The organism is Streptomyces sp. NPDC046759 (assembly GCF_040645475.1).
Lineage (GTDB): Bacteria > Actinomycetota > Actinomycetes > Streptomycetales > Streptomycetaceae > Streptomyces.
In genome coordinates this window covers 66,920-90,885 of record NZ_JBEYYJ010000006.1, presented here as the reverse complement: position 1 = coordinate 90,885, position 23,966 = coordinate 66,920, and the positions used below count along the sequence as shown (strand labels likewise).

General features: G+C 69.9%; 24 protein-coding genes and 1 tRNA gene. 12 read left to right on the top strand and 13 right to left on the bottom strand.

The annotated features are described in order from the left end of the window. Positions 1 to 466 precede the first annotated feature (466 nt). From ABZ919_RS10445 to pknB, 6 genes are all read left to right on the top strand, one after another. Complete coding sequence (locus ABZ919_RS10445; RefSeq protein WP_361245165.1) at positions 467 to 1,333, top strand: DUF3662 and FHA domain-containing protein; 867 nt, start codon at positions 467 to 469, stop codon at positions 1,331 to 1,333. A 10-nt stretch (positions 1,334 to 1,343) separates the two neighbouring features. Beyond that, a complete protein-coding gene (locus ABZ919_RS10440; RefSeq protein WP_361245162.1) occupies positions 1,344 to 1,874 on the top strand; it encodes an FHA domain-containing protein in 531 nt (176 codons plus the stop codon). 132 nt (positions 1,875 to 2,006) lie between these two features. Then, positions 2,007 to 3,548, top strand: coding sequence for a Stp1/IreP family PP2C-type Ser/Thr phosphatase (locus ABZ919_RS10435; protein WP_361245158.1), 1,542 nt, complete (start codon positions 2,007 to 2,009; stop codon positions 3,546 to 3,548). 27 nt (positions 3,549 to 3,575) lie between these two features. Then, on the top strand, positions 3,576 to 5,027 hold the full coding sequence (locus tag ABZ919_RS10430; RefSeq protein WP_361245155.1) for an FtsW/RodA/SpoVE family cell cycle protein: 1,452 nt from the start codon (positions 3,576 to 3,578) through the stop codon (positions 5,025 to 5,027). Beyond that, positions 5,024 to 6,493 (top strand): penicillin-binding protein 2, encoded by a 1,470-nt coding sequence (locus ABZ919_RS10425; RefSeq protein WP_361245152.1) that lies wholly within the window; start codon positions 5,024 to 5,026, stop codon positions 6,491 to 6,493. The genes ABZ919_RS10430 and ABZ919_RS10425 overlap by 4 nt, the downstream gene beginning before the upstream one ends. 193 nt (positions 6,494 to 6,686) lie before the next feature. Continuing rightward, a complete protein-coding gene (gene pknB / locus ABZ919_RS10420) occupies positions 6,687 to 8,693 on the top strand; it encodes a Stk1 family PASTA domain-containing Ser/Thr kinase (protein ID WP_361245150.1) in 2,007 nt (668 codons plus the stop codon). Positions 8,694 to 8,803: 110 nt separating this feature from the next. Here pknB and ABZ919_RS10415 read toward each other — a convergent pair whose 3' ends face one another. The 6 genes from ABZ919_RS10415 to ABZ919_RS10390 are packed head-to-tail and all read right to left on the bottom strand — an operon-like array spanning position 8,804 to position 13,123. Continuing rightward, positions 8,804 to 9,562 carry a class E sortase gene (locus ABZ919_RS10415; protein WP_361245147.1) on the bottom strand — a complete coding sequence of 253 codons (759 nt, stop codon included), beginning with the start codon at positions 9,560 to 9,562 and terminating at the stop codon, positions 8,804 to 8,806. 29 nt (positions 9,563 to 9,591) lie between these two features. Beyond that, the gene (locus tag ABZ919_RS10410; RefSeq protein ID WP_361245145.1) at positions 9,592 to 10,725 is read right to left on the bottom strand and encodes a class E sortase; all 1,134 of its coding nucleotides are present in this window, start codon (positions 10,723 to 10,725) and stop codon (positions 9,592 to 9,594) included. Continuing rightward, entirely contained in the window at positions 10,722 to 11,360 is a 639-nt protein-coding gene (locus ABZ919_RS10405; protein WP_361245142.1) for an aminodeoxychorismate/anthranilate synthase component II, read from the bottom strand. Before ABZ919_RS10405 ends, ABZ919_RS10410 begins: the two co-directional genes overlap by 4 nt. Continuing rightward, complete coding sequence (locus tag ABZ919_RS10400) at positions 11,357 to 11,539, bottom strand: hypothetical protein (RefSeq protein ID WP_361245784.1); 183 nt, start codon at positions 11,537 to 11,539, stop codon at positions 11,357 to 11,359. The genes ABZ919_RS10405 and ABZ919_RS10400 overlap by 4 nt, the downstream gene beginning before the upstream one ends. Before the next feature lie 30 nt (positions 11,540 to 11,569). After that, on the bottom strand, positions 11,570 to 12,301 hold the full coding sequence (locus ABZ919_RS10395; RefSeq protein ID WP_361245139.1) for a class E sortase: 732 nt from the start codon (positions 12,299 to 12,301) through the stop codon (positions 11,570 to 11,572). A 33-nt stretch (positions 12,302 to 12,334) separates the two neighbouring features. Next, positions 12,335 to 13,123, bottom strand: a complete 789-nt coding sequence (locus tag ABZ919_RS10390) for a DUF881 domain-containing protein (protein ID WP_361245137.1) — start codon at positions 13,121 to 13,123, stop codon at positions 12,335 to 12,337. A gap of 152 nt (positions 13,124 to 13,275) precedes the next feature. Between ABZ919_RS10390 and crgA the strand changes: the two genes are divergently transcribed. After that, positions 13,276 to 13,530 carry a cell division protein CrgA gene (crgA, locus tag ABZ919_RS10385; RefSeq protein WP_361245135.1) on the top strand — a complete coding sequence of 85 codons (255 nt, stop codon included), beginning with the start codon at positions 13,276 to 13,278 and terminating at the stop codon, positions 13,528 to 13,530. A 248-nt stretch (positions 13,531 to 13,778) separates the two neighbouring features. On the opposite strand, the gene ABZ919_RS10380 is transcribed toward crgA, so the two are convergent. Beyond that, positions 13,779 to 14,675: a rhomboid family intramembrane serine protease gene (locus tag ABZ919_RS10380; RefSeq protein WP_361245133.1), complete on the bottom strand. Its 897-nt coding sequence runs from the start codon at positions 14,673 to 14,675 to the stop codon at positions 13,779 to 13,781. A 114-nt stretch (positions 14,676 to 14,789) separates the two neighbouring features. Beyond that, a complete protein-coding gene (locus ABZ919_RS10375) occupies positions 14,790 to 15,320 on the bottom strand; it encodes a peptidylprolyl isomerase (RefSeq protein ID WP_361245131.1) in 531 nt (176 codons plus the stop codon). A gap of 282 nt (positions 15,321 to 15,602) precedes the next feature. Between ABZ919_RS10375 and ABZ919_RS10370 the strand changes: the two genes are divergently transcribed. Then, a complete protein-coding gene (locus tag ABZ919_RS10370) occupies positions 15,603 to 16,307 on the top strand; it encodes a DUF5324 family protein (protein WP_361245128.1) in 705 nt (234 codons plus the stop codon). 364 nt (positions 16,308 to 16,671) lie between these two features. Here ABZ919_RS10370 and ABZ919_RS10365 read toward each other — a convergent pair. Further along, positions 16,672 to 16,744 (bottom strand) — tRNA-Ala (locus tag ABZ919_RS10365). A 184-nt stretch (positions 16,745 to 16,928) separates the two neighbouring features. On the opposite strand from ABZ919_RS10365, the gene ABZ919_RS10360 reads away from it, so the two are divergent. Both ABZ919_RS10360 and ABZ919_RS10355 read left to right on the top strand, forming a co-directional pair. Continuing rightward, positions 16,929 to 17,477, top strand: coding sequence for a DNA-binding protein (locus ABZ919_RS10360; RefSeq protein ID WP_361245125.1), 549 nt, complete (start codon positions 16,929 to 16,931; stop codon positions 17,475 to 17,477). Between the two features lie 224 nt (positions 17,478 to 17,701). Further along, positions 17,702 to 19,408 carry a protein kinase gene (locus ABZ919_RS10355; RefSeq protein ID WP_361245123.1) on the top strand — a complete coding sequence of 569 codons (1,707 nt, stop codon included), beginning with the start codon at positions 17,702 to 17,704 and terminating at the stop codon, positions 19,406 to 19,408. On the opposite strand, the gene ABZ919_RS10350 is transcribed toward ABZ919_RS10355, so the two are convergent. Continuing rightward, positions 19,372 to 20,673, bottom strand: a complete 1,302-nt coding sequence (locus ABZ919_RS10350; protein ID WP_361245120.1) for a hypothetical protein — start codon at positions 20,671 to 20,673, stop codon at positions 19,372 to 19,374. The two genes, ABZ919_RS10355 and ABZ919_RS10350, sit on opposite strands and share 37 nt — an antisense overlap. A 244-nt stretch (positions 20,674 to 20,917) precedes the next feature. Then, the gene (locus ABZ919_RS10345) at positions 20,918 to 21,046 is read right to left on the bottom strand and encodes a DLW-39 family protein (RefSeq protein WP_003999697.1); all 129 of its coding nucleotides are present in this window, start codon (positions 21,044 to 21,046) and stop codon (positions 20,918 to 20,920) included. 349 nt (positions 21,047 to 21,395) lie between these two features. On the opposite strand from ABZ919_RS10345, the gene ABZ919_RS10340 reads away from it, so the two are divergent. Continuing rightward, positions 21,396 to 21,737: a DUF6344 domain-containing protein gene (locus ABZ919_RS10340; protein ID WP_361245117.1), complete on the top strand. Its 342-nt coding sequence runs from the start codon at positions 21,396 to 21,398 to the stop codon at positions 21,735 to 21,737. 235 nt (positions 21,738 to 21,972) lie between these two features. Here ABZ919_RS10340 and ABZ919_RS10335 read toward each other — a convergent pair whose 3' ends face one another. Together ABZ919_RS10335 and ABZ919_RS10330 are read right to left on the bottom strand one after the other, a co-directional pair. After that, a complete protein-coding gene (locus ABZ919_RS10335) occupies positions 21,973 to 22,161 on the bottom strand; it encodes a ferredoxin (protein ID WP_361245114.1) in 189 nt (62 codons plus the stop codon). A 77-nt stretch (positions 22,162 to 22,238) separates the two neighbouring features. Continuing rightward, a complete protein-coding gene (locus ABZ919_RS10330; RefSeq protein ID WP_361245111.1) occupies positions 22,239 to 22,721 on the bottom strand; it encodes a hypothetical protein in 483 nt (160 codons plus the stop codon). A gap of 198 nt (positions 22,722 to 22,919) precedes the next feature. Here ABZ919_RS10330 and ABZ919_RS10325 point away from each other — a divergent pair, with 198 nt between their 5' ends. Further along, entirely contained in the window at positions 22,920 to 23,513 is a 594-nt protein-coding gene (locus ABZ919_RS10325) for a hypothetical protein (RefSeq protein WP_361245109.1), read from the top strand. The last annotated feature ends 453 nt before the right edge of the window (positions 23,514 to 23,966 follow it).

Sequence of the window (23,966 nt, the reverse complement as noted above, 5' to 3'; positions counted from 1 at the left end):
GTTCCGGCCCTTTCGGGCTGGCCCCTTCCGACATCCAGAACATTAGCACGCCGTACGGGGTGGGTTCACATCCCTTCCCAGCGGCCCCGACCCGCCCGCACCGGCCCGCACCGGCCCTCCCTTCCGGCCCCCGCGGCGCCCCGCCGGCTCCCGCGGGCGCGCTCTCCTACCCGCGCATCGGTCCCGCACGTATCGAGGAGACGTGCTTCACGTATCAACCTCGTACCGGTCCCGGGCATCTGTCCAGGAGGCGGACCGGGTCCACAGCCGGGTGCGGGACACTGGTCTTCGACCCCCTCTACGATCCAAGGCAACAGCAGTGCGCACCGGGAGTTCGAAGGGGAGTCGCTGGGGGAACCGGCTGATTGCCGGGCGCGTAGATACGATCAGTGAGCAGTACCAGCAGTACCGGCAAGGCAGCGCACACAACAGGGCAAGACAACGGCAGGGACGGAGGAGGTGCCCCATGGGAGTCCTGAAGAAGTTCGAGCAGCGTCTCGAAGGTCTGGTGAACGGCACCTTCGCCAAGGTCTTCAAGTCCGAGGTCCAGCCCGTGGAGATCGCCGGCGCGCTCCAGCGCGAGTGTGACAACAACGCCACGATCTGGAACCGCGACCGGACCGTCGTACCCAACGACTTCATCGTGGAGCTGAGCGCGCCGGACTTCGAGCGCCTCAGCCCCTACTCCGGGCAGCTGGGTGACGAGCTGGCCGCCATGGTGCGCGACTACGCCAAGCAGCAGCGCTACACCTTCATGGGCCCGATCAAGGTCAACCTGGAGAAGGCCGACGACCTGGACACCGGCCTGTACCGGGTGCGCTCGCGCACCCTCGCCTCCTCCAGCAGCCAGCAGGGCGCCCCGCAGGCGCCGGCCGGCCCGGCGGCCGGCCGCCCCGGACAGGGCGCACCCGGCGGCTACGGCTACCCGCCCGCCACGCCCGCAGGCGCACCCCCGATGCCGTCCGCGCCGCCGCCCGGCGCGCGCCCCGGCGGCTACGGCTATCCCCAGCCCGCCACGCAGCGGCCCTCGGCCGCGCCGATGAGCGGCGGACGCACCCGCCACTGGATCGAGATCAACGGCACCCGCCACCAGATCTCCCGCCCGACGCTCGTGCTGGGCCGCAGCACCGACGCCGACGTGCGGATCGACGACCCCGGCGTCTCGCGCCGACACTGCGAGATCCGGACCGGAACGCCCTCGACGATCCAGGATCTCGGCTCCACCAACGGCATCGTGGTGGACGGGCAGCACACCACCCGCGCTACGCTCCGCGACGGCTCGCGGATCGTCGTGGGCAGCACCACCATCATTTACCGGCAAGCCGAAGGGTGAAGCGGGGGCAATGTCAGAGCTGACCCTCACGGTCATGCGGCTGGGTTTCCTGGCCGTACTGTGGCTGTTCGTGATCGTGGCCGTGCAGGTCATCCGGAGCGACCTGTTCGGTACGCGCGTCACCCAGCGCGGATCGCGTAGGGAGGCCGGGCGTGCCCAGCAGCCCGGCCGGCAGCAGGCTGCCCGGCAGCAGGCCGCGCCCCCGCAGCAGCGGAGCCAGCAGGCCGGCGGCCGCCGCGGGCGCAATGCCCCCACCAAGCTGGTCGTGACCGAAGGCACACTCACCGGCACCACGGTCGCGCTCCAGGGCCAGACCGTCACCCTGGGCCGGGCGCACGACTCGACGATCGTGCTGGACGACGACTACGCCTCCAGCCGGCATGCCAGGATCTACCCGGACCGCGACGGTCAGTGGATCGTCGAGGACCTGGGCTCCACCAACGGCACCTACTTGGACCGGTCCCGGCTGACGACTCCCACGCCGATCCCGCTGGGCGCGCCGATCCGCATCGGCAAGACCGTCATCGAGCTGCGGAAGTAGTACGACAATGAGCGAGCGGAGCGAGCACGCAGCGGCAGGCCGCCACCCGGCCGCCGGCGCGCTCCCGACCGGAGGGTGGGCAGTGTGGCTCGACACGACCGGCTGCATTCGGAGCCGACGGGCGAGGTGCGCATGAGTCTGTCACTGCGCTTTGCCGCCGGATCGCACAAGGGCATGATCCGAGAGGGCAACGAGGACTCCGGTTACGCCGGTCCCCGTCTGCTCGCGATCGCCGACGGCATGGGTGGCCAGGCGGCCGGCGAGGTCGCCTCCTCCGAAGTCATCTCCACCCTGGTCACGCTCGACGACGACGTGCCCGGCTCCGACATCCTCACCTCCCTCGGCGTGGCCGTGCAGCGCGCCAACGACCAGCTGCGCGCCATGGTCGAGGAGGACCCCCAGCTGGAGGGCATGGGGACGACCCTCACCGCGCTGCTGTGGACCGGCCAGCGGCTCGGCCTCGTCCACGTCGGCGACTCCCGCGCCTACCTGCTGCGTGACGGAGTCCTCACCCAGATCACCCAGGACCACACCTGGGTGCAGCGGCTCGTCGACGAGGGCCGGATCACCGAGGAAGAGGCCACCACCCACCCGCAGCGCTCCCTGCTGATGCGCGCCCTCGGCAGCGGCGACCACGTCGAACCCGACCTGTCGATCCGCGAGGTCCGCGCCGGCGACCGCTATCTGATCTGCTCCGACGGTCTGTCCGGTGTCGTCTCCCACCAGACGATGGAGGAGACCCTCGCCAGCTACCAGGGCCCGCAGGAGACCGTGCAGGAGCTGATCCAGCTCGCGCTGCGCGGCGGCGGCCCCGACAACATCACCGTCATCGTCGCGGACGTCCTCGACCTGGACACCGGCGACACCCTCGCCGGGCAGCTGTCCGACCAGCCGGTCGTGGTCGGCGCCGTCGCCGAGAACCAGCACCACCTGCACGACAACGGCATCATGCAGACCCCGGCCGGCCGCGCCTCCCACCTGGGCCGGCAGGCGCCCGGGCACGGCGGCGGCGAGTTCGGCCCGCCCGGCTCCGGCGACACCACCGGGTACGTCCCGGCGGGCAGCTTCGGCGACTACGCCGACGGCGACTTCACCAAGCCGCGCGGCGGCCGCAGGTGGCTGAAGAGATCCTTCTACGGCGCCCTCGCCCTCGCCGTGATCGGGGGCGGCCTCTACGGCGGCTACCGCTGGACGCAGACGCAGTACTACGTCGGCGCCAAGGACGAGCACGTGGCGCTCTACCGCGGGATCAGCCAGGACCTGGCCTGGGTGTCGTTGTCGAAGGTGGAGAAGGACCACCCCGAGATCGAACTCAAGTACCTGCCGCCCTACCAGCAGAAGCAGGTCAAGAACACGATCGCGGAGGGTGGTCTGCAGCAGGCGCAGGCGAAGATCGAGGCACTGTCCGTGCAGGCCTCCGCGTGCCGGAAGCAGGCGGAGCGCCAGGCTGCCGAGTCCGAGCGGAACACCAGGACGGGCCAGGGCGAGGCCGGGGGCACCACGGGAACCACCCGTACCGCCTTCACGTCCAAGGCATCACCGACGCCGAACGCGACGGCGTCGAAGAAGCCCACGCCGCCCTCGAAGTCCCCGTCCACGTCGCCCACCCCGAATCCCGGCCCGAGCCTCTCCGAGGATGAGCAGAAGGTCGTCGATCAGTGCGGCAAGCAGTAGCCGAGCCGCGAGAGGCCCCATCACACGATGAGCAGTACGACTAACTCGCCGACGCACCACACGTCCACGATCGGCGCGATCGGCGCACCGAGCCGCCGCAACACCGAGCTGGCCCTGCTGGTCTTCGCCGTGGCCATCCCGGTGTTCGCCTACGCCAACGTGGGCCTGGCCATCGAAAACCAGGTGCCCGCGGGACTGCTGGAGTACGGCCTCGGCCTCGGTCTGCTGGCCGGCGTGGCCCATCTCGCCGTACGGAAGTTCGCCCCGTACGCCGACCCGCTGCTGCTGCCGCTGGCCACCCTGCTCAACGGGCTCGGACTCGTCGTGATCTGGCGGCTGGACCAGTCGAAGCTGCTGCAGTCGCTGCGCGGCTTCTCTCCGGCCGCACCCCGCCAGCTGCTGTACACGGCGCTGGCCATGGCCGTGTTCGCGGCGGTGCTGATCTTCCTGAAGGACCACCGGGTCCTGCAGCGCTACACCTACATCTCGATGTTCTCCGCCCTGGTCCTGCTGATCCTGCCGCTGGTGCCGGGCCTCGGTGCCAACATCTACGGCGCCAAGATCTGGATCAGGATCCCCGGTCTGGGCTCCCTCCAGCCCGGTGAGTTCGCGAAGATCATCCTCGCCATCTTCTTCGCCGGGTACCTGATGGTGAAGCGCGACGCCCTGGCCCTCGCCAGCCGCCGCTTCATGGGCCTGTACCTGCCGCGTGGCCGCGACCTCGGCCCGATCCTGGTCGTCTGGGCGATCTCGATCCTCATCCTGGTCTTCGAGACCGACCTCGGCACCTCGCTGCTGTTCTTCGGAATGTTCGTCATCATGCTGTACGTCGCCACCGAGCGGACCAGCTGGATCGTGTTCGGTCTGCTGATGTCCGCGGTCGGCGCCGTCGGCGTGGCCAGCTTCGAGCCGCACATCCAGACGCGTGTGCAGGCCTGGCTCAACCCGATGCGCGAGTACCAGCTCAGCCGCCAGGTCACCCACGACGGCATCCTCCACTCCGACCAGCTGCAGCAGTCCCTGTGGGCGTTCGGCTCCGGCGGAACCCTCGGCACCGGCTGGGGCCAGGGCCACTCCGACCTGATCAAGTTCGCCGCGAACTCCGACTTCGTCCTCGCGACCTTCGGCGAGGAGCTGGGCCTCGCCGGCATCATGGCGATCCTGCTGATCTACGGCCTGATCGTGGAGCGCGGCGTGCGCACCGCGCTCGCCGCCCGCGACCCGTTCGGCAAGCTGCTCGCCGTGGGCCTGTCCGGCGCCTTCGCCCTGCAGGTGTTCGTCGTCGCCGGCGGTGTGATGGGCCTCATCCCGCTGACCGGTATGACCATGCCGTTCCTGGCATCCGGCGGTTCCTCCGTGCTGGCCAACTGGGCGCTCATCGGCATCCTCATCCGCATCAGCGACACCGCCCGCCGCCCGGCGCCCACTCCCGCCTCGAACCCCGACGCCGAGATGACCCAGGTGGTCCGCCCGTCATGAACAAGCCCCTGCGCCGGATCGCGATCTTCTGCGGCCTGCTCGTCCTGGCCCTCCTGATCCGCGACAACTACCTCCAGTACGTCAAGGCCGACCAGCTGGCGAGCGAGAAGGACAACCGCCGGGTCGCCATCGAGCGCTACGCCCACCCGCGCGGCGACATCATCGTCGACGGCAACCCGATAACCGGTTCCGCCGAGTCCAAGAGCGGCGACTTCAAGTACAAGCGCACCTACAAGAACGGGCCCATGTGGGCCCCGGTGACCGGCTACTCCTCGCAGGCCTTCGACGGCAGCCAGCTGGAGAAGCTCGACGACGGCATCCTCACCGGCAACGACGACCGGCTCTTCTTCCGCAAGACCCTCGACATGATCACGGGCAAGCCGCAGCAGGGCGGCAACGTCGTCACCACGCTGAACGCGGCCGCGCAGAAGGCGGCGTACGACGGGCTGTCGCAGCGGGGCGGCAAGGGCGCGGTCGTCGCCCTGGAGCCGTCCACCGGCAAGATCCTCGCACTGGCCTCGTACCCGTCGTACGACCCCTCGTCCTTCTCCGGGTACTCCGACAAGGACGCCAAGGCCTGGAACACCCTGAAGAACAGCAAGGCCGAGCCGATGCTGAACCGGGCGCTGCGCGAGACGTACCCGCCCGGCTCCACCTTCAAGGTGGTCACGGCGGCGGCCGCGCTGGAGAACGGGCTGTACAAGTCGGCCGACGAGCACACGAACTCGCCGCTGCCCTGGATCATGCCGGGCACGACGACGCCGCTGAAGAACGAGGGCAACATCCAGTGCAAGAACGTGTCCTTGCGTGAGGCGCTGCGGCTGTCCTGCAACAGCGTCTTCGGCAAGGTCGGCGCCGACCTCGGCAACGACAAGATGCTGGCCGAGGCGAAGAAGTTCGGCTTCGACTCCGAGCAGTTCACCCCGGTCCGCTCCAACGCGTCGGTGTTCTCCGACAACATGAACCAGTCGCAGACCGCGCTGTCCTCCATCGGCCAGTTCAACACCGCCGCGACCCCGCTGCAGATGGCCATGGTCGCCTCGGCGGTCGCCGACGACGGCAAGCTGATGAAGCCGTACATGGTCGACTCGCTGCAGTCCTCGAACCTCGACCCGGTGGAGAAGACCCAGCCGGAGGAGATGAGCCAACCGCTGTCGCCGGCCAACGCCCAGATCCTGCAGGACATGATGCAGACGGTGGTCCAGAAGGGCACCGGCACGAACGCCCAGATCCCGGGCGTCACCGTCGGCGGCAAGACCGGTACCGCGCAGCACGGTGTGGCGAACAGCGCCAACCCCTACGCGTGGTTCATCTCCTACGCCAAGCTGCCCGACGGCAGCTCGCCGGTCGCCGTGGCCGTGGTCATCGAGGACGACCAGGCCAACCGTGACGACATCTCCGGTGGCGGCCTGGCCGCGCCGATCGCGAAGAACGTCATGGAGGCGGTCATCAAGTCCAAGAAGTGACCTTCGCCCACCCCAGAAAGTGACGCCGCTCACGTCGCCTTCACATCGCTGCACGTTGCGATACCGGTCCTGTATCGGGTTCCGGGCTTGGCCAGGTCATACAAAGCGAGCCGGGTACCGTAGGCCCGGACGGCAGCCTCCGGCCGCACACCACTGTGCGGCCGGGACCGACGGAGAGGGCTGGTAGGTAGCTATGGAAGAGCCGCGTCGCCTCGGCGGCCGGTACGAGCTGGGCCAGGTGCTCGGCCGTGGTGGCATGGCCGAGGTCTACCTCGCGCATGACACCCGCCTGGGCCGCACCGTGGCAGTGAAGACCCTGCGCGCCGATCTGGCACGCGACCCTTCCTTCCAGGCCAGGTTCCGCCGGGAGGCCCAGTCGGCCGCCTCGCTCAACCATCCCGCCATCGTCGCGGTCTACGACACGGGCGAGGACTACATCGACGGGGTCTCGATCCCGTACATCGTGATGGAGTACGTCGACGGCTCCACGCTCCGTGAGCTTCTTCACTCCGGCCGCAAGCTCCTGCCCGAGCGCGCGATGGAGATGACCATCGGCATCCTCCAGGGCCTGGAGTACGCCCACCGCAACGGCATCGTCCACCGCGACATCAAGCCGGCCAACGTCATGCTGACGCGCAACGGCCAGGTCAAGGTGATGGACTTCGGGATCGCCCGTGCCATGGGCGACGCCGGCATGACCATGACCCAGACGGCCGCGGTGATCGGCACGGCGCAGTACCTCTCGCCGGAACAGGCGAAGGGCGAGCAGGTCGACGCCCGGTCGGACCTGTACTCGACCGGGTGCCTGCTGTACGAGCTGTTGACGGTGCGCCCCCCGTTCGTGGGCGACTCCCCGGTGGCCGTGGCCTACCAGCACGTCCGCGAGGAGCCGCAGCCCCCGTCGGTCTTCGACCCGGAGATCACGCCGGAGATGGACGCGATCGTCCTGAAGGCGCTGGTCAAGGACCCGAACTACCGCTACCAGTCGGCCGACGAGATGCGCGCCGACATCGAGGCCTGCCTGGACGGTCAGCCGGTCGCGGCGACGGCCGCGATGGGCGCGGTGGGCTACGGCGGCTACCCCGACGACCAGCCGACGACGGCCCTGCGCCCGGACGCCGGCGCGGGAGCGACCAGCATGCTCCCGCCGATGAACCCGGACGACGGCGGCTACGGCTACGACGACGGCCACGGCGGCCGCCGCGGCCGTCAGCAGAAGAAGTCCAACACCTCCACGATCCTTCTGGTGGTCGCGGGCATCCTGGTCCTGATCGGCGCGATCCTGATCGGCAAGTGGGTCGCCAGCGGCGGCAACTCGGGCAACGGCAAGGTGCCGGTGCCGAGCTTCGTCGGCCAGCCGGTGAACACGGCCAGGAGCATGGCCGACAACGTCGACCTGAAGGTGTCGATCACCAGGAAGCCCTGCGACAACCAGCCGAAGGGTGACGTCTGCGACCAGAACCCGACGGCCAGGACGGAAGTGAACAAGGGCACCACGGTCAACCTGACCGTGTCGACGGGCGCGCCCAAGGTCGCGGTGCCGAACCTCCTCGGCCGGACCTTCGACGACGCCAAGACGACGCTCGAGGGCGACAAGTACAAGTTCGACGTCATCCGCAAGGACGAGGTGTCGGCGCAGCCGGCGGGCACGGTCATCAAGCAGAACCCGGACCTCGGCACGGAGGTCGAGAAGGGTTCCAAGATCACCCTGACGGTCGCCAAGGCCGAGGACAAGGTCACCGTCCCCGGTGACCTCGTCGGCAAGTCCTGCGACGACGCGAAGGCCGAGCTGAGCCAGTTGGGCCTGGTGCCGACCTGCAACAACACCCCCACGCAGAACCCCGACGACAACGGCAAGGTCACCGGCACCAACCCGCAGGCGGGGCAGCAGGTCGCCAAGAACACGCCGATCGCACTCACCGTCGGCCAGTTCCAGGGCGGCCAGACGCAGGGCCAGGTGCCGGACGTCACGACCCAGCCTCTCAAGCAGGCCCAGCAGACGCTTCAGCAGCACGGCTTCAACAACATCCAGGTCAACGGACCCACCGATGACAAGGCCCGGGTCGTCACCGAGAATCCGCCCCCGGGAACCCAGGCGGATCCCAACAACACCCAGATCGTCCTCACCACCGTGGACTTCGGCGGCGGTGGCAACAACGGCGGCAACAACGGCGGCATCTTCGGCGGCATCAACGGCTGACGCCCCGCCCACACGAGGAGGCCCCTGCCGGTACTCACCGGCAGGGGCCTGTCCTCATCACCGCATCGCCGCGAGGGCTGCCGGAGGACAGGCCCCCGGCACAGCGTCTGTCAGCCCTGCAGTTCCTTCGGCGGCGTCCGCTTGCTGTCCACCTTCTGCACCCGGACCAGTTCGCCCCACACCACGTACCGGTACTCGGAGGTGTAGACGGGCGTGCAGGTCGTCAGGGTGATGTAGTGGCCCGGCTTCTTCTTGCCGGACTCCTCCGGGACCTGGGAGAGGACCTTGACGTTGTACTTCGAGGTCTCGGGGAGGACCGAGAAGACCTTGTAGACGTACCAGTCGTCCCGCGTCTCGAAGACGATCGGGTCGCCCGTCTTCACCTTGTCGATGTTGTGGAACTTGGCGCCGTGACCGTCGCGGTGGGCGGCGAGGGTGAAGTTGCCGTCCTTGCCGGCCATGGGGAGCGTGGCCTTGACCGGCTCCGTGTAGTAGCCGGCCACACCGTCGTTGAGGACGTCCGTGCCCGTGCCCTTCTCGACCAGGACCTCGCCGTTCTTCATCGCCGGCACGTGCAGGAACCCGATGCCGTCCTTGGTGTCGAGCGCACCCGGCCCGGAGCCCCCGGAGTGCTGCGCCCAGTGCTCGCGGACCTTGTCGGCCTGTTTGTCGGCCTTGCGGTCCGCTATCACGTTCGTCCACCACAGGGAGTAGACGACGAACAGGGCGAGCAACAGCCCCGCCGTGATGAGGATTTCACCGAAGACGCTGACCGCCGTCGCTATCCTGCCGTGACGCCGGCCGCGCGGGGCGGGTGTCGAATCGGACGCGTCCGTGTGTTCTTCGGTGTCGTCGGCGGTCGCTGCCACAGTTTCCTCTGCCTCTGCCCTTACTCTGCTCAGCCCTGCTCGATGAGCGCGTCCGGCTTGCCCTTGCTGCGCGGGCGTTCCTCGACCATCTTGCCCCAGACGACCAACCGGTACTTGCTGGTGAACTCCGGCGTACAGGTGGTGAGGGTGATGTAACGGCCGGGCCTGGTGAATCCCGAGCCCTTCGGGACGGGGTCCAGCACGCTCGTGTTGGACGGCGAGGTCACCGGCAGCGTCGAGGTCACCTTGTACACGAAGTACGTGTCCTGCGTCTCGACCACGACCGCGTCACCGGGCTTGAGCCTGTTGATGTACCGGAACGGTTCACCGTGCGTGTTGCGGTGGGCTGCCAGACCGAAGTTGCCGGTCTTGGCATCGGGCATCGCCGTCTTCAGCGGAGGCTCCCCGTAATGCCCGACCATGCCCTTGTTGAGCACCTTCTCGGTGCTGACGCCCTCCGCGATCGGCGCGACCACGTCCAGCTTGGGGATGTGCAGGATGGCGAAACCCTGCCCCGGCGCGAAGACACCCGGGTTGCGCTTGCCGCTCGCCCAGTCGTTCTGGAGCTGGTGCGCCTCGCTGCCCGCCTGCGCCTGGGCCCGGACGTTGGTCCACCACAGCTGGTAGGTGACGAACAGCAGCATCAGCACACCGGTGGTGATGAACACCTCGCCGATCGCCCGGCTGGCGATGACGGCAGGGCTCGGCCTGCGCAGCCGCGCCCGCCGCCGCGCCTCCACCCGGGACAGTGGCCGGGCCGGCTCCTCCGTCTCCGCGGATGCCGCCTCGCGGCCGCCGCCATGACGCCCGCCGCGCCGCTTGGCGGCCTTTCTGCGGGCAGCACGGCCACCCGCCGCGGGTCCTGTGGCGGAGGAGCCCGAAGGGGCCCCAGAGGCGCGTACGCGCCCGCTCTCCGGGCCCGCCGACGGATCGGGCACCCGCAGCGCCATCGTCTCGTCGTCCAGTCCGGGCCGGTACGGCTCCTCGTACGGCTCCGGGTACGACCGCTCGTACGGCTCGCCGTACGGCTCCGCGTACCGCTCGTCGTACCGCTTCTGGGATGCCGCGCCCGCCGAGTCCCAGTCCCCTGGCGCACCGGAAGCCTCGTACGACTGATCCCCGTACGAGGCATCGGTCTCGCGCTCCGGGCGCAGCGCGGTCACGCCGTGGCCCTGCCCACCACCGGGGCCAGCCCCGTCGACCTCGCCACGGCACCCTGATCGCCGCACTCGACCAGCCAGTTGGCCAGCATCCGGTGCCCGTGCTCGGTCAGCACCGACTCCGGGTGGAACTGCACGCCCTCGACCGGAAGTTCACGGTGGCGCAGGCCCATGATGATGCCGTCGTGCGTACGGGCCGTCACCTCGAGCTCGGCCGGGACGGTCGCCGGTTCCGCGGCGAGGGAGTGGTAGCGGGTCGCCGTGAAGGGCGAGGGCAGGCCCGCGAAGACTCCCTTGCCCTCGTGCTCCACAGGCGAGGTCTTGCCGTGCAGCAGCTCCGGCGCACGGTCCACCACACCGCCGTACGCCACCTGCATGGACTGCATGCCGAGGCACACCCCGAAGACCGGCACGCCGGTCGCGGCGCAGTGGCGGACCATGTCCACGCACACCCCCGCCTGCTCCGGCGTCCCGGGCCCGGGCGAGAGCAGCACACCGTCGAAGCCGTCCTGGGCGTGCGCCGTGGACACCTCGTCATTGCGCAGCACCTCGCACTCTGCACCCAGCTGGTACAGGTACTGGACGAGGTTGAAGACGAAGCTGTCGTAGTTGTCGACGACGAGAATCCGCGCGCTCACTGGTTGTCCACCGTCACATCGTTGAAAGGCATCAGCGGTTCGGCCCACGGGAAGACGTATTGGAAGAGGACGTAGACCACGGCCAGGACCAGTAGCAGCGAGACGAGTGCCTTCACCCATACGTTCCCGGGCAGATGCCGCCAGATCCAGCCGTACATGCCGTTCCTTCCGTCTCCCACGGCACCTGACTCACGCCGTACGCCACCAGACTAACGGCGCAGAGCCCTCGGTTCTCCTGCCTCCACAGACTGTGTGGAGTCCAGGTGCGCCCAGACGATCAGACGGTGACTGTGCCCCCATTCCGGTTCGCACGTGGTCAGCGTCAGATACCGGCCCGGACGCGTATACCCGGACTTACGTGGCACAGGGTCGATCACCTCAACGTCCGTCGGCACCGTTTTGTAGGGCCCTTTGTCGATCCGATACGTGTACCAGGTCGTCCCGTCCGTGAGGACGACGGCGTCCCCGGGTCGCAGTTCGGGAAAGTTTTTGAACGGGTCGCCGTACGTGCGCCGGTGACCGGCCACCGCGAAGTTTCCCTCCTGGCCGAGCCGGGCGGTGCCCGGGTAGTGGGCCAGGCCCTTCGCCAGCACGTCCCGGCCGGTGCCCTCCAGCACGGGCTTGTTCCACGTGAAACCGAGCCGCGGGACGTACATGATCGCGAAGGCCTTGCCGTAGTGGTACGGCGCCGGTGCGCTCACGGCGGCCGTCTGCCCACCCGCGGCGCCCGCTCTGTTTCCCGTGGCGCCCGTCTTCGTGCCCGCAGTGGCCGTCGGCCGCGTACTGCCCTTCGACCACTGCCGGTGCAGCTGGTCGATCTGGTCGTTCATGGCGCCGTCGGCCCGCACTCCCGTCCAGAACAGCGCATAGGCGACAAAGAGCACGATCAGGGCGCCGACGGTGATGCACAGCTCGCTGACGGTCCGGACGATCACGCGCACCGGCGCCTCCAGCGGCGGACGGCTGACGGACGGCTACTGCACGGGCTTCGCGTAGTGCAGATCCACTGTGCCCGAGTAGCCGGGAAGAGTCACCGTCCCGTCGTCGGTGACTTTCCAGCCGAGGCCGTACACGTTGACGTACACCATGTACGTCTGGATCGCCTTGCTCGCCGCAAGCGCCTGCTGCAGCTTGTCCGGGTCCCCGACCGCCGTGATCTTGTACGGCGGCGAGTAGACCCGGCCCTGGAGGATCAGGGTGTTGCCCACACAGCGCACCGCGCTGGTGGAGATCAGCCGCTGGTCCATGACCTTGATCCCCTTGGCACCGCCCTGCCACAGGGCGTTCACCACGGCCTGCAGATCCTGCTGGTGGATGACCAGGTAGTCGGGCTGCGGCTCCGGATAGCCGGGCAGCTTGGCGGTGGCGTTGGGCGGAGCGTCATTGAGGGTGACGGTGACGGCCCGGCCGCTGAGCTTCTGGGTGCCGGCGCTCTTCTCCAGGCCGCTGAGCCTGCGGTCCTGCGCCTTGCTGCTCCCGTCGTCGCTCTCGGCCAGGGACTCCACGCTCCCGCGCAGCGCCGCGTTGGACTCGTCCAGGCCCTTGTTCTTACGGCTGCGCTGCTGGATCAGGTCGGACAGCTTCAGCAGGGAGCCGTCCTGGCGAATGTCGGTGCCCTTGGCCGTGTTGAAACTGGTGAAGAAGATCAGCCCCGCGAGGGCGAAGACGGCCGCCGTGAGCACCCGCACGGGGCGCACACGCAGGCGGCGACCAGGGCCTGAGCCCATTGATCGCGTCCCCCGGGAGTCGGCAGAATTGCTCAACGTACCCTTATCTCCTTCGGCGCCACGGAAGCACTACGCTAACGGACGCCCGGGGGAGCACACAGAGTCGTCGTGTTGGCCCCTTGTACGCCACCCCGAGCCCGACCCAGTTACCTGCGCGGCCACGCAGCGCATCGACAGGAGAGACCCTCGTGCCGAAGTCACGTATCCGCAAGAAGGCCGATTACACGCCGCCGCCGGCGAAGCAGGCGCAGGCGATCAAGCTGGGCAGCCGCGGCTGGGTCGCGCCTGTCATGCTGGCCATGTTCATCATCGGCCTGGCCTGGATCGTCGTCTTCTACGTGACCGACGGCTCGTTGCCCATCCATGCGCTGAAGAACTGGAACATCGTGGTCGGCTTCGGCTTCATCGCCGCCGGCTTCGGTGTCTCCACGCAGTGGAAGTAGCTCTGCCCAGGGCTATCCGCTGAGTTATCCACAGTCGTTGTCCACACGGTGGGGAAAAGAACGACGATCTGTGGATAACTCATCGGAGGTTGACGCCGGTGTGACTGCCGTACCAACCGCCACACACACGTTCGCCCCCTGTCTGACCTGCGGATTCACATCCGAGCGACAGGGGGCGCAGCTGTGTCCGCACACGGTGCACAAGATCCGCCACACGCTGTGGACAACGGTTCGGTATCGGGCTCGGATCAGGCGAGCTGAGCGGTCCTGACCAGCGTGAGGACCACTACGACGGCGAGTACGACCGCACAGGCGCCGTACTGGACCAGCGTCCGCTTGTCGCGCGGGGCATGGATCATCGCGAAGCCGACGGCGACACCGGCGACGAGGCCGCCGATGTGGGCCTCCCAGGCGATGTTGAATCCCGGGGTGAAGGTGATGATCAGGTTGACGACCAGCAGGGCGATGAGCGGGCGCAGGTCGTAGTTGAGGCGGCGCATCAGCACGCCGGTCGCACCGAAGAGGCCGAAGATCGCGCCGGAGGCGCCGAGCGAGGGCAGGCGCGGGTCGGCGACCAGATAGGTGAGCGCGCTGCCGGCCAGACCGGAGACGAAGTACAGGGTGAGGTAGCGGGCGCGGCCGAGGGCCGCTTCCAGGGGGCCGCCGATCCACCAGAGGCTGAGCATGTTGAACAGGATGTGCGTGTAGTTGGTCGGCGAGTGCAGGAACATCGCCGTGAGCAGGCGGTAGTACTGACCCTCGGCGACGCCCTCGAAGGGGCCGAACTGGTAGTACTGGGCCCGGCCGATCAGCTCGAAGTGATCGGTGAAGCTGCTTCCCACCGCCTGCTGCACCAGGAACACGGCGAGGTTGATGCCGATCAGCACCTTGGTGAGCAGCCGGGGGTCGGCCGTGATCGTGCCGCCGGCGAGGGTACGGGGCCGGGAGGCCGTCGGCGGGTGCCCTGTGCCGCTGCCGCCGCGCACGCACTCGGGGCACTGGAAACCGACCGAGGCGCTGACCATGCACTCGGGGCAGATGGGGCGCTCACAGCGGGCGCAGCGCACGCCCGTCTCGCGGTCCGGGTGCCGATAGCACACGGGCGCGCGGTGGGTGCCGTGCATGCCGGCTGCGGCCTCTTCCATCTGTTCCCCTTGTTCGTCCTGGGACTGCCCCCGGCAAGGCCCCGCCCCGCTCATCCTTGGTACGGACGAGCGGGGCGTTTGGTTCCCTGCGGGATGTACCGGCCGGTGGGGCGCTCAGCCCTCGCGCTTCTCGACGACGACCGACTCGATGACGACGTCGTTGACCGGACGGTCGTTGCGGCCGGTGGGCACGGCCGCGATGGCGTCGACGACCTTCTGGCTGGCCGGGTCGGTGATCTCGCCGAAGATGGTGTGCTTGCGGTTCAGCCACGTCGTGGGGGCGACGGTGATGAAGAACTGCGAGCCGTTGGTGCCCGGGCCGGCGTTGGCCATGGCCAGCAGGTACGGCTTGTTGAAGGACAGGTCCGGGTGGAACTCGTCCCCGAACTTGTAACCGGGGCCGCCGATGCCGCTGCCCAGCGGGTCGCCGCCCTGGATCATGAAGCCGCTGATGACACGGTGGAAGATCGTGCCGTCGTAGAGCGGCTTGTTGCTCTTTTCACCCGTGCCGGGGTGCGTCCACTCGCGCCCGCCCTGAGCCAGCTCGACGAAGTTCTTGACCGTCTCCGGCGCGTGGTTCGGGAAAAGCCGGACCACGATGTCGCCGTGGTTGGTCTTCAGGGTGGCGTAAAGCTGCTCGGCCACGATCTGCCTTCCGTTGTCTTTCTGTGACTCCCCGATCCTCGCACGGCCGGGCCCGTGCGTCGCCCGGCAGCCACGAGTTGCGCCCGGAAGGCAGCGCGCGGCGGCGATTCGTGGCAGTGTCGACGACAGGCTCGGGTTGCCCGGTATTCACCCGGAATCGAGCCGAAGAGATCGATCGGCACCCATATGCCCGCCCTCGCATGCCGGGCAGACCGTTGACAGGCATGATCCGTAAAAGGGTGGAAAGTCGAAATACCGTACGCCACCGAGGAGGAGGAACCCGTGACCCGCATCGACAGCGTGCGCGCCGCGACCGGCTCGGCGAAGGACAGCGTGCTGCACGCCGCGGAAGTGGTGGCGCCCTACGCCGACACGGCCAAGGAGCGTGCAGCGCTCTACGCGCAGGAGGCACGCGTACGGCTGGCGCCCGTGATGTCGCAGGCCGCCGAACAGGCCCGCGTGCAGTACGACGCCCGGCTCGCCCCGCGTCTTGAGCAGGCTCGTGCGCATGTACCGCCGAAGGTGGACCTGGCAGCGCAGGAGGCCGCCGTCCGGGCCCGCAAGGCAGCTCGGCAGGCCGCCGACTACTCACGTCCGAAGATCGAGCAGGCCGTGGCAGCGGCCGGTCCGGTCCGTGACGAGGCCGCCGCACGAGGCGCGGCCGCCCTGGCCGCGTTGCGTGGTCAGGTCTCGGCGGAGGATATCCGCAAGCTGGCGCGCAGGAATGAGCGCCGGTGCAGGGCCGGCCGGGCCGTGAAGATGCTGGCGCTGCTGACGGCGCTGGCCGGCGGCGCCTTCGCCGCCTGGAAATGGTGGGACAAGCAGGCCAACCCGGACTGGCTGGTCGAACCGCCCGCTGCCACCGAGGTGCCCGAGTCGGGCGGTGGGCTGAGCTCGGTGGACGGCAGCGGCACCTCGGTACTGGACCCCGAGGTCCAGGCGAAGCAGGCCGAGGAGGAGGCCTCGGACCGCGACGACGAGGAGTAGCCGGGTCCCGGCCGGCCGCGAGGCGCCTGACGTGACCGGGTATCGCTGAGCACTGCGGGATGTGGCCGGCACCAAACGGGCCGTGGCGGCAGGGAGTTGACACTCGCTGCCGTCCGGCCCGTTTCACGTGAAACAGACCGGTGGACCGAGCCCCGGTCAGGCTCAGCAGCTCCGCAAGAGGGCCCGTGGCCGGCGTGGGAACCGTCGCATGCCCTGCTCGCGCATGGAGGCGGAGGTCCCGATCGACTCGCAGATGACACTGATCATCCGCCTTCTTGGCCTGCCACCGCCGGGCGGCGCCGCGGAAAGGCGACAAAAAAGACCCCTCCGACCACGTTTCCGCAGGTCAGAGGGGTCAAAAGAGTGGAGCCTAGGGGAGTCGAACCCCTGACATCCGCCATGCAAAGACGGCGCTCTACCAACTGAGCTAAGGCCCCGGGATGCAGCGACCAGCCGGAGGAACCGCGTTCCGGTGGGTGCCGCAGACCAGAGTACCGGGTCACCCCCGGTATCCCGCAAAAAGATTGGGGGGTCCCCGCGAATGACCACTCTCCGTAAGATGCTCGACGTGGTTCGCTACCGCGAACCGCGGTCTGTCAGGGGAAGCGATGGGGAGACGCAATGGACGCCGCACAGCAGGAAGCCACCGCGAGAGCGCGGGAGCTGCAGCGGAACTGGTACGGGGAGCCGTTGGGGGCGCTCTTCCGTAAGCTCATCGATGATCTCGGGCTCAATCAGGCCCGTCTGGCTGCGGTGCTGGGGCTGTCCGCGCCGATGCTGTCGCAGCTGATGAGCGGCCAGCGCGCGAAGATCGGCAATCCTGCCGTGGTCCAGCGGGTGCAGCAGCTGCAGGAGCTGGCGGCCCAGGCGTCCGACGGCAGTGTGAGCGCCGCCGAGGCGACCGAGCGCATGGACGAGATCAAGAAGTCGCAGGGGGGATCCGTGCTCAACAACACCACCCAGACCACGAGCGGTTCGGGCGCGCCGACGGTCAAGCGCGTGGTCCGCGAGATCCAGTCGCTGCTGCGGTCGGTGGCCGCCGCCGGCGACATCATCGACGCTGCGGAGAGCCTCGCCCCGTCCCATCCGGAACTGGCGGAGTTCCTCCGCGTCTACGGCGCCGGGCGCACCTCCGACGCCGTCGCGCACTACCAGTCCCACCAGAACTAGGACCCGCGGCCCGGTTCACGGAGGGGGTCCGGGGCCGGGCCGCAGCCGGCGCCGGTGGGGGCCGGCCGGGCGCGGGGACGGTCCATGGGGGTGGACCGGTCCGGGGGTGGGGCGCGGGGTCGTATCACTCATCACGGGGGAGACGGGGGAAGAACGACGCCGAGCGGGGAAGCAAGGGGCAGGGGGACCGGCGCGGGTTCGAGGGGGAGGAGCGATGGGCTGCCATGGGTGAGGTGTTCGCCGGACGGTACGAGCTGGCCGACCCGATCGGACGTGGGGGTGTGGGCGCCGTGTGGCGGGCCTGGGACCACCGCCGACGGCGCTATGTGGCCGCCAAGGTGCTCCAGCAGCGCGACGCCCACTCCCTGCTGCGCTTCGTGCGGGAGCAGGCCCTGCGGATCGACCATCCCCATGTCCTCGCCCCGGCCAGCTGGGCCGCCGACGACGACAAGGTGCTGTTCACCATGGACCTGGTGGCCGGCGGCTCCCTGGTCCACCTCGTCGGCGACTACGGCCCGCTGCCTCCGGCGTTCGTCTGCGCCCTGCTCGACCAGCTCCTGTCCGGTCTCGCGGCCGTGCACGCCGAGGGCGTCATCCACCGGGACATCAAGCCCGCCAACGTCCTCCTCGAAGCGACCGGAACCGGCCGGCCGCGGCTGCGGCTGTCCGACTTCGGCATCGCCATGCGGCTCGGCGAGCCCCGCCTGACGGAGACCAACCTCGTGGTGGGAACGCCCGGTTATCTGGCTCCCGAGCAGATGCTCGGCGCCGAACCCGACTTTCCCGCCGACCTGTTCGCCGTGGGCCTGGTCGCGCTGTATCTCCTCGAAGGCGCCAAGCCGGACGCCAAGGCTCTCGTGCAGCACTTCGCGGAGAACGGCACGCCCGGGCCGCCCAAGGGCATTCCGGAACCGCTCTGGCAGGTCGTCGCGGGCTTGCTCCAGCCCGACCCTGCCGCGCGTTTCCGCACCGCCACGGGCGCACGCAAGGCGCTCGCCTCCGCCGCGGAGCTCCTTGCCGAGCCCGAACCCGACGACGAGCTGATCGAGGTCTTCGATCAACTCGGGCCGCTCCCACCCGGTTTCGGTCCCGACGGTCCTCTCCAGAGAGCCACCAAAGTGGCCTCGGAACTGGTCCAGGGCGCGGACGTCCAGGGCGCCGACGTTCAGGGCACGGAGGGAAGTCCGGTCACGCATACCGGCGCCGGCACGGATCCGGATGCCGGTACGGGTGCTGATGCGGCCGGTGGTTCCCCTGGTCATTCTGCGGCCGGCGCCCGTACGGGGTCGGCGGCAAGGGGCGACTCCCCCTCCGGCACCGGCAGTTGTTCCCTGTCGGACACCGGCAGTTTCCGGCTGCCGCCACCCCCCGAGCCCTCGACCTACGTGCAACGACCCCAGGATTCCGGGTCGTACGCCCCGCCGGCGTCCCAACGAGCCGGCGTTCAGGGCCGGTACGACGAGCGGCAGGCGCATCAGGGTGCGGATCCGTCCTCGCATCCCACACCCGTCCACCCCCCACAGCACCCCCCTCGACTCCCGCTCCACGCGCCGTACGTATCTCCGCCGGCCGAGAGCGGCCGGGACCCGCAAGTCCCACAGGCTCCCCATGCCCCCCATGCGCCCTATGTCCCCCAGGTCCCCCAGGTCCCCCAAGCCCTCTGGAGCCCCGTTCCGTCCCCGAGTGCGATGGAGGGGCATCGTGTCGATGCCCCCACTGCTTCGTACACCGCTCAGGACCACCGGCTTCCCGGTCCGGCTCAGCCGGTCGCCGGGGCGCCCGCGCAGGGACGCAGAGCACACCGTGCGAGCGGTGCGCGCCGTGCGAACCGTGCTCGGCGGCCCGGCCCGCCGGCGAGGGTTGCGATCCCGATCCTCTTACTGGCGCTGGCCTGCTACGCCGTGGGTTTCTGGGCGCTGACCCGCGTCTGAGCCCGCCGCGCCGCCGCCGTCCACACCCCCAGCACCAACAGCAGCACGGTCCCCAGACCGATCCCGCAGATCGCGATCACCCTCATGACGGGCTCGCTCCCGCTCGCGCCGCTCCCGGTGAGGGCCGCCTGCCGGTCGTGCTCCGTGACCGTGAACACGCCGCCCGGCACGGGACGCCCGCTGTACTCGGGGCCCGCGTGCGCCTGCCCGGCCACCCGGACCCGCAGTGTCACACCGAACGGCCCCCGTCCGAAGGTGCCGGCCATCTGCTCGCTGAGGTGCAGTACCAGGTAGTAGTCGCCTGCGAAACGGACGGAGGTGACCCCGGCGGTGACGGCGTAGCGGTTGGCGTACTCCACCGGCGGGAGCGGCGCGAGCACGGCGGACTTCTGCGTGCCGGTGTAGCCGAGGGCGGCGTCCTCCACGTGGCCGCGGACGGGGTTGTAGACCGAGAGGTCGAGGGCACCGCCCACATACCCGTGGCCCGCCGCACCGGCCAGTTCGGCGGAGGCGTGCAGCTGCCGGCCCCAGTCGAGCGGCACCTTGTAGAACCGGGTCTCGCCGGGCACCAGCTCGGTCCGCCAGACTCCCTCGCCCAGCGGGCCGGCCGAGGCGAAGCCGGTGCCGCCGGAACGGTCGCGGGGGTCCCCGGTGAGCGGCTCGGGCGTGGCGGAGTCCCAGGCCTGCGGCGCCGAGGTGGCCCCGGCCCGCGCCGGGCGCGGTTCCGTGGCGGGCGCGATCTCCAGGTCCCAGCGCTGGGCCGGGCCCGACGTGCCGGAGCCCTGCGTGTCGAGGCGCCGGACGACCACGTAGTACGTCCCCCCGCCCTGGCACAGCGCCTTGCCGGTCTCCCGTTCCCCCAGTGCGGTCACCGGGCGTGGGCTGAGGCCGGCGCCGAACCGGGCGGCGGCGTAGGAGCAGGGCGTGCCGTGCGCGTCCTGGATCGACACGCTGATGCCGTCGGTGGCGGAGACGGTGGCGTCCGCCGGAGGTACCGCGGTGACGGGGACGTAGGCCGTGTCGGTGGCGGCGAGTTCGAGCCGGTAGTAGAGCTCGCCGTTCCTCGGCAGGGAGCTGCGGTAGATGTCTCCCGCGTCGAGCCGTGCGGCCGTCGCCATGCCGGCCGCGCCCGCGACGCCACGGGCGCCGGGCGAGAAGGCGTACGGCTGCGCCGCGGCGTCCTCGGCGGCGGTGCCGTACGCGGACGCGGTACCGGTCAGCAGGACGAGCAGTGCGCACAGTGCCGGCACCAGAGCCGTCTTCACTGCGCCGCCGACCCCCCGGCGGCCGTGCCGCCGCCACCACGCCGTACTCCGCCCTCGCTGCCGCACGTGCCGCCCTCCCCTGTCCGCCGTACCGTCCGAGCGGCCTGCTGAACGCCTACAGCACCCGGCGCTCCCACGCAACACGAGCAACAGAACCCACGTGGCGGACGGTCCCCGGGGCAACACGAGGCCCCGACCGCGAAAGGCGCGGTCGGGGCCCGTTGTCAGACTTTGATATCGGCACTCACGAACCCGTGGGCACGGAGTCAGTCGCCTCCGTCCACAGATCCTGCTCGGCGCGATCCGCCTGGATCTGGCGGTACACGAGGAGCCCGCCGATGGCGGCCAGTGCGACCAGGAGCAGCTTCTTCACCGCGCGACCTCGTCTTTCCTTGACGTAGGGGACCTCTGGCGCCCGACTATACACACCGACCGATATCGATCGGTGACCTGCGCCGGGCCTCAACTCCCGCCTCCGACAGCGCAATAGCCCAGGTCGGGGGCCTCTGCGGGCACAGGGTGACCACACGCCCACAGTCGGTCACTTTGCTCCCCCTTCGCTCATGCTCACCAGGTTTTGAGGGTTTTACGACCCCCTTGCGGCCATCCGGGTGGTGTTCATCCGAACATCGACGCATCACGAGCGTCGGTCCACCACTTCCCGGCCCACATACACATCATGAGCAAAGTACGCAAATCGCCCAACCCGAAAGTGAGGGGCCATGACCCAGAACAAGGTCATGAAGCTGTGGACCGCCATCGTCACCGCCTTCCTCGCGCTGTGCACGGCGCTCGGACTCGTCACCGCCGCGACCGCCACGACCGCGGCGGCCGCACCCCGGACCGAGAGCCCCGACACCGCGCAACAGCCCGTGGCGACGGTCCCGGCACCCCGTCACTGGGCCTGGTCCCACGCCAGACTGCTGCCCCCCACGATGAAGCAGCGCATCCGGGCCGAGGCCCACGGAAAGTCCCCGAGCTGCCGGCGCCGTCCCCTCACCGACACCCAGGCGGAGAACGAGACCAGCCCCGAAGAGCACGCGGCGGCCACGCTCGACTGCTGAGCCGCCGTCCCAGGCAGTACCGCAACGTCTCGACATCAGGCGACTTGCGTACGCATCAGTCGACACGGAAAGACCCCCGGCCGGGTTCGGCCGGGGGTCTCGCGCTGTTGTCGCCCGGATCCGTCGATCCAGCAGCCCACAGCCGGACGGAGCACGTCACGGGTCCTCGACCTGCTGCCCGACGGTCCGACGGCCGGCTTCCCCCCTCTCGGCCGGTGCGGTCCGGCCCGATCGCCTACTCCGTGAGCGCGATCGCCTGCGAGGGGCACCTCTCGGCCGCCTCCCGCACCTGCGGGTCGTCCGCCGATTCCTCCTGGCCGGACCGTACGACGCCGTAGCCGTCCTCGAACGCGAACACGGCCGGCGCCCGGTGCGCGCACTCGGCAGAGCCGTAGCACAGGGCGCGGTCGACGGAGACCTTCATACGTCCTCCAGCCGTAGGCGGTGCGTTCCAGGACGTCACTGCCCCTCGGACGGCCCGCCGAACCGGGACTCTTCCCGCTACCGCTCGCCGCCCGCCACCGAGAGCCAGTGGGCCACCCGGCGGACCGTGGGTTCGTCGAGCAACTCCACCAGCGCCCGTACCGCCTCGTCGTCCTCGGAACTCAGGTCGTACAGGCCCGCCTTGCTCAGACCGGCCAGGAGCACCTGGTGCCGGCGGTCCCTCATGCGCTCCACGAGCCTGGCCGGTTCGCCGCCGCCGGAGGCGGGCCGATCGGCCGGGCCGGCGGGCGCGGGGGCGGCTGCCCTGGCGGCCGGTGCGCCGAAGAGGTGCCAGGCGCCGTCCTCGGGTCCCCACAGCGCGACCGCCACCTCCTCGCCGCGCGCCCGCAGGGTCTGGGTCATGTCTCCGACGGCGTACAGCACCGGAGCCCGGTCGGGAGACTCGGCGCCCACCGTCCAGGAGTCCTGGGAGGGCCGGTGGAACATCGCGACCCAGCGCGGAGCGCCGGGCGGTCGCGGGCACGGGGGACGGTTCTGCATGACACTCACCCCTTCGGGAACAGGACGCTCGCCCCTGCGGGAACAGCCGGCGGAGGCACCGTATCTGACGACCCATCAGATAACCAGGGCGCGCCGACCTGAATCACCGCGTGCTTCTGGTCTCTTCACGGCCGACGTGGCACCCTGCCCGCACCCAGGACCAGGGTGAGGCGTCGTCCCGGACGAGGGAGGCCGAGGATGAGCGGACGGGAACGGACAGCGACCGGAGCGGTTCCGCAGGCCGAGCCACCGCACGGGCCGCACCGGGCCCGCGCGCGCAGCGCCTACGACCGTGCGGTCGCCGCGTGCCGGTACGCCGGTGTCGGCCGGGAGGCGGCCGAGTTCGTCCCCAGGGACCCGGTCGGCCGGGTCGCCAACGCGCTGCGACTGTCGGCCCAGTCGCTCGCCGCGCTGGACACGTCCGCCCCGAACCCCGCGGCGGACGCCCGCTGCGCCCGCAACACCGCCGCCACCGCGGCACTGGCCGCCCAGGTGGCCGCGGCGCGGGACGGCGGCGATACGGGCTCGGCATGGGCGTCGACGACGGCCTCGGTCACCGGCTCGGCCACGGATCCCGCAACGGGCTCAGCCACGGACGAAGCCAGGGACTCCGCCGCTGCGGTCCCTACCGCCTCCGCCGCGGCCCTGCGCGCGGCCCTCGTGGCTTCGCAGGCCGCCGCGGTCGCGGCCGGCGGCAGCGCTCGAGGGCAGGACGCGGCCCTGAACACCGCTGCCGAGGAGGCGGAGCGGCACGCCGTGGCCACGGCCCGCGCTGCCGGATGGCTCGGCTGAACGCGACACCGGGCGGTGTTTCACGTGAAACGTGAAATGCCCACATGTCACCCGGTCCGCCAGGAACAGATCACCCACCCTGCCCGCCCGGCACCGGTCCCTCCCCTCGTGGGGACCGGTGCCGAACGGTGGGTTCCCGACCCGTGCCACGTCGGCTCGGCAGGGTCGAAGAAGCAGCCCGCCCGAAGGGCTCACCCGCTCATGCGACGATCGCGGGCGCGCCGTCCGGTCCGGGGCGAAAACCGCCGGGACGGCCTCGGTGGGACCGGTCCGTCTGTATGTGATGGAAGTTGGCCGAGATGTTTCGGCGCCATGAGCTGTCTCTCCGAGCACGGGGCCGTGGCCTGTCCGGACGGTGTGTGACGGGGTCGCTACCAGGTCCGGATCCTGCCATCTGTTGCCCGTCACGAGGAGACCGCGACCTCCGGTCCGGCCCTTAATCGCAGGTCAGGC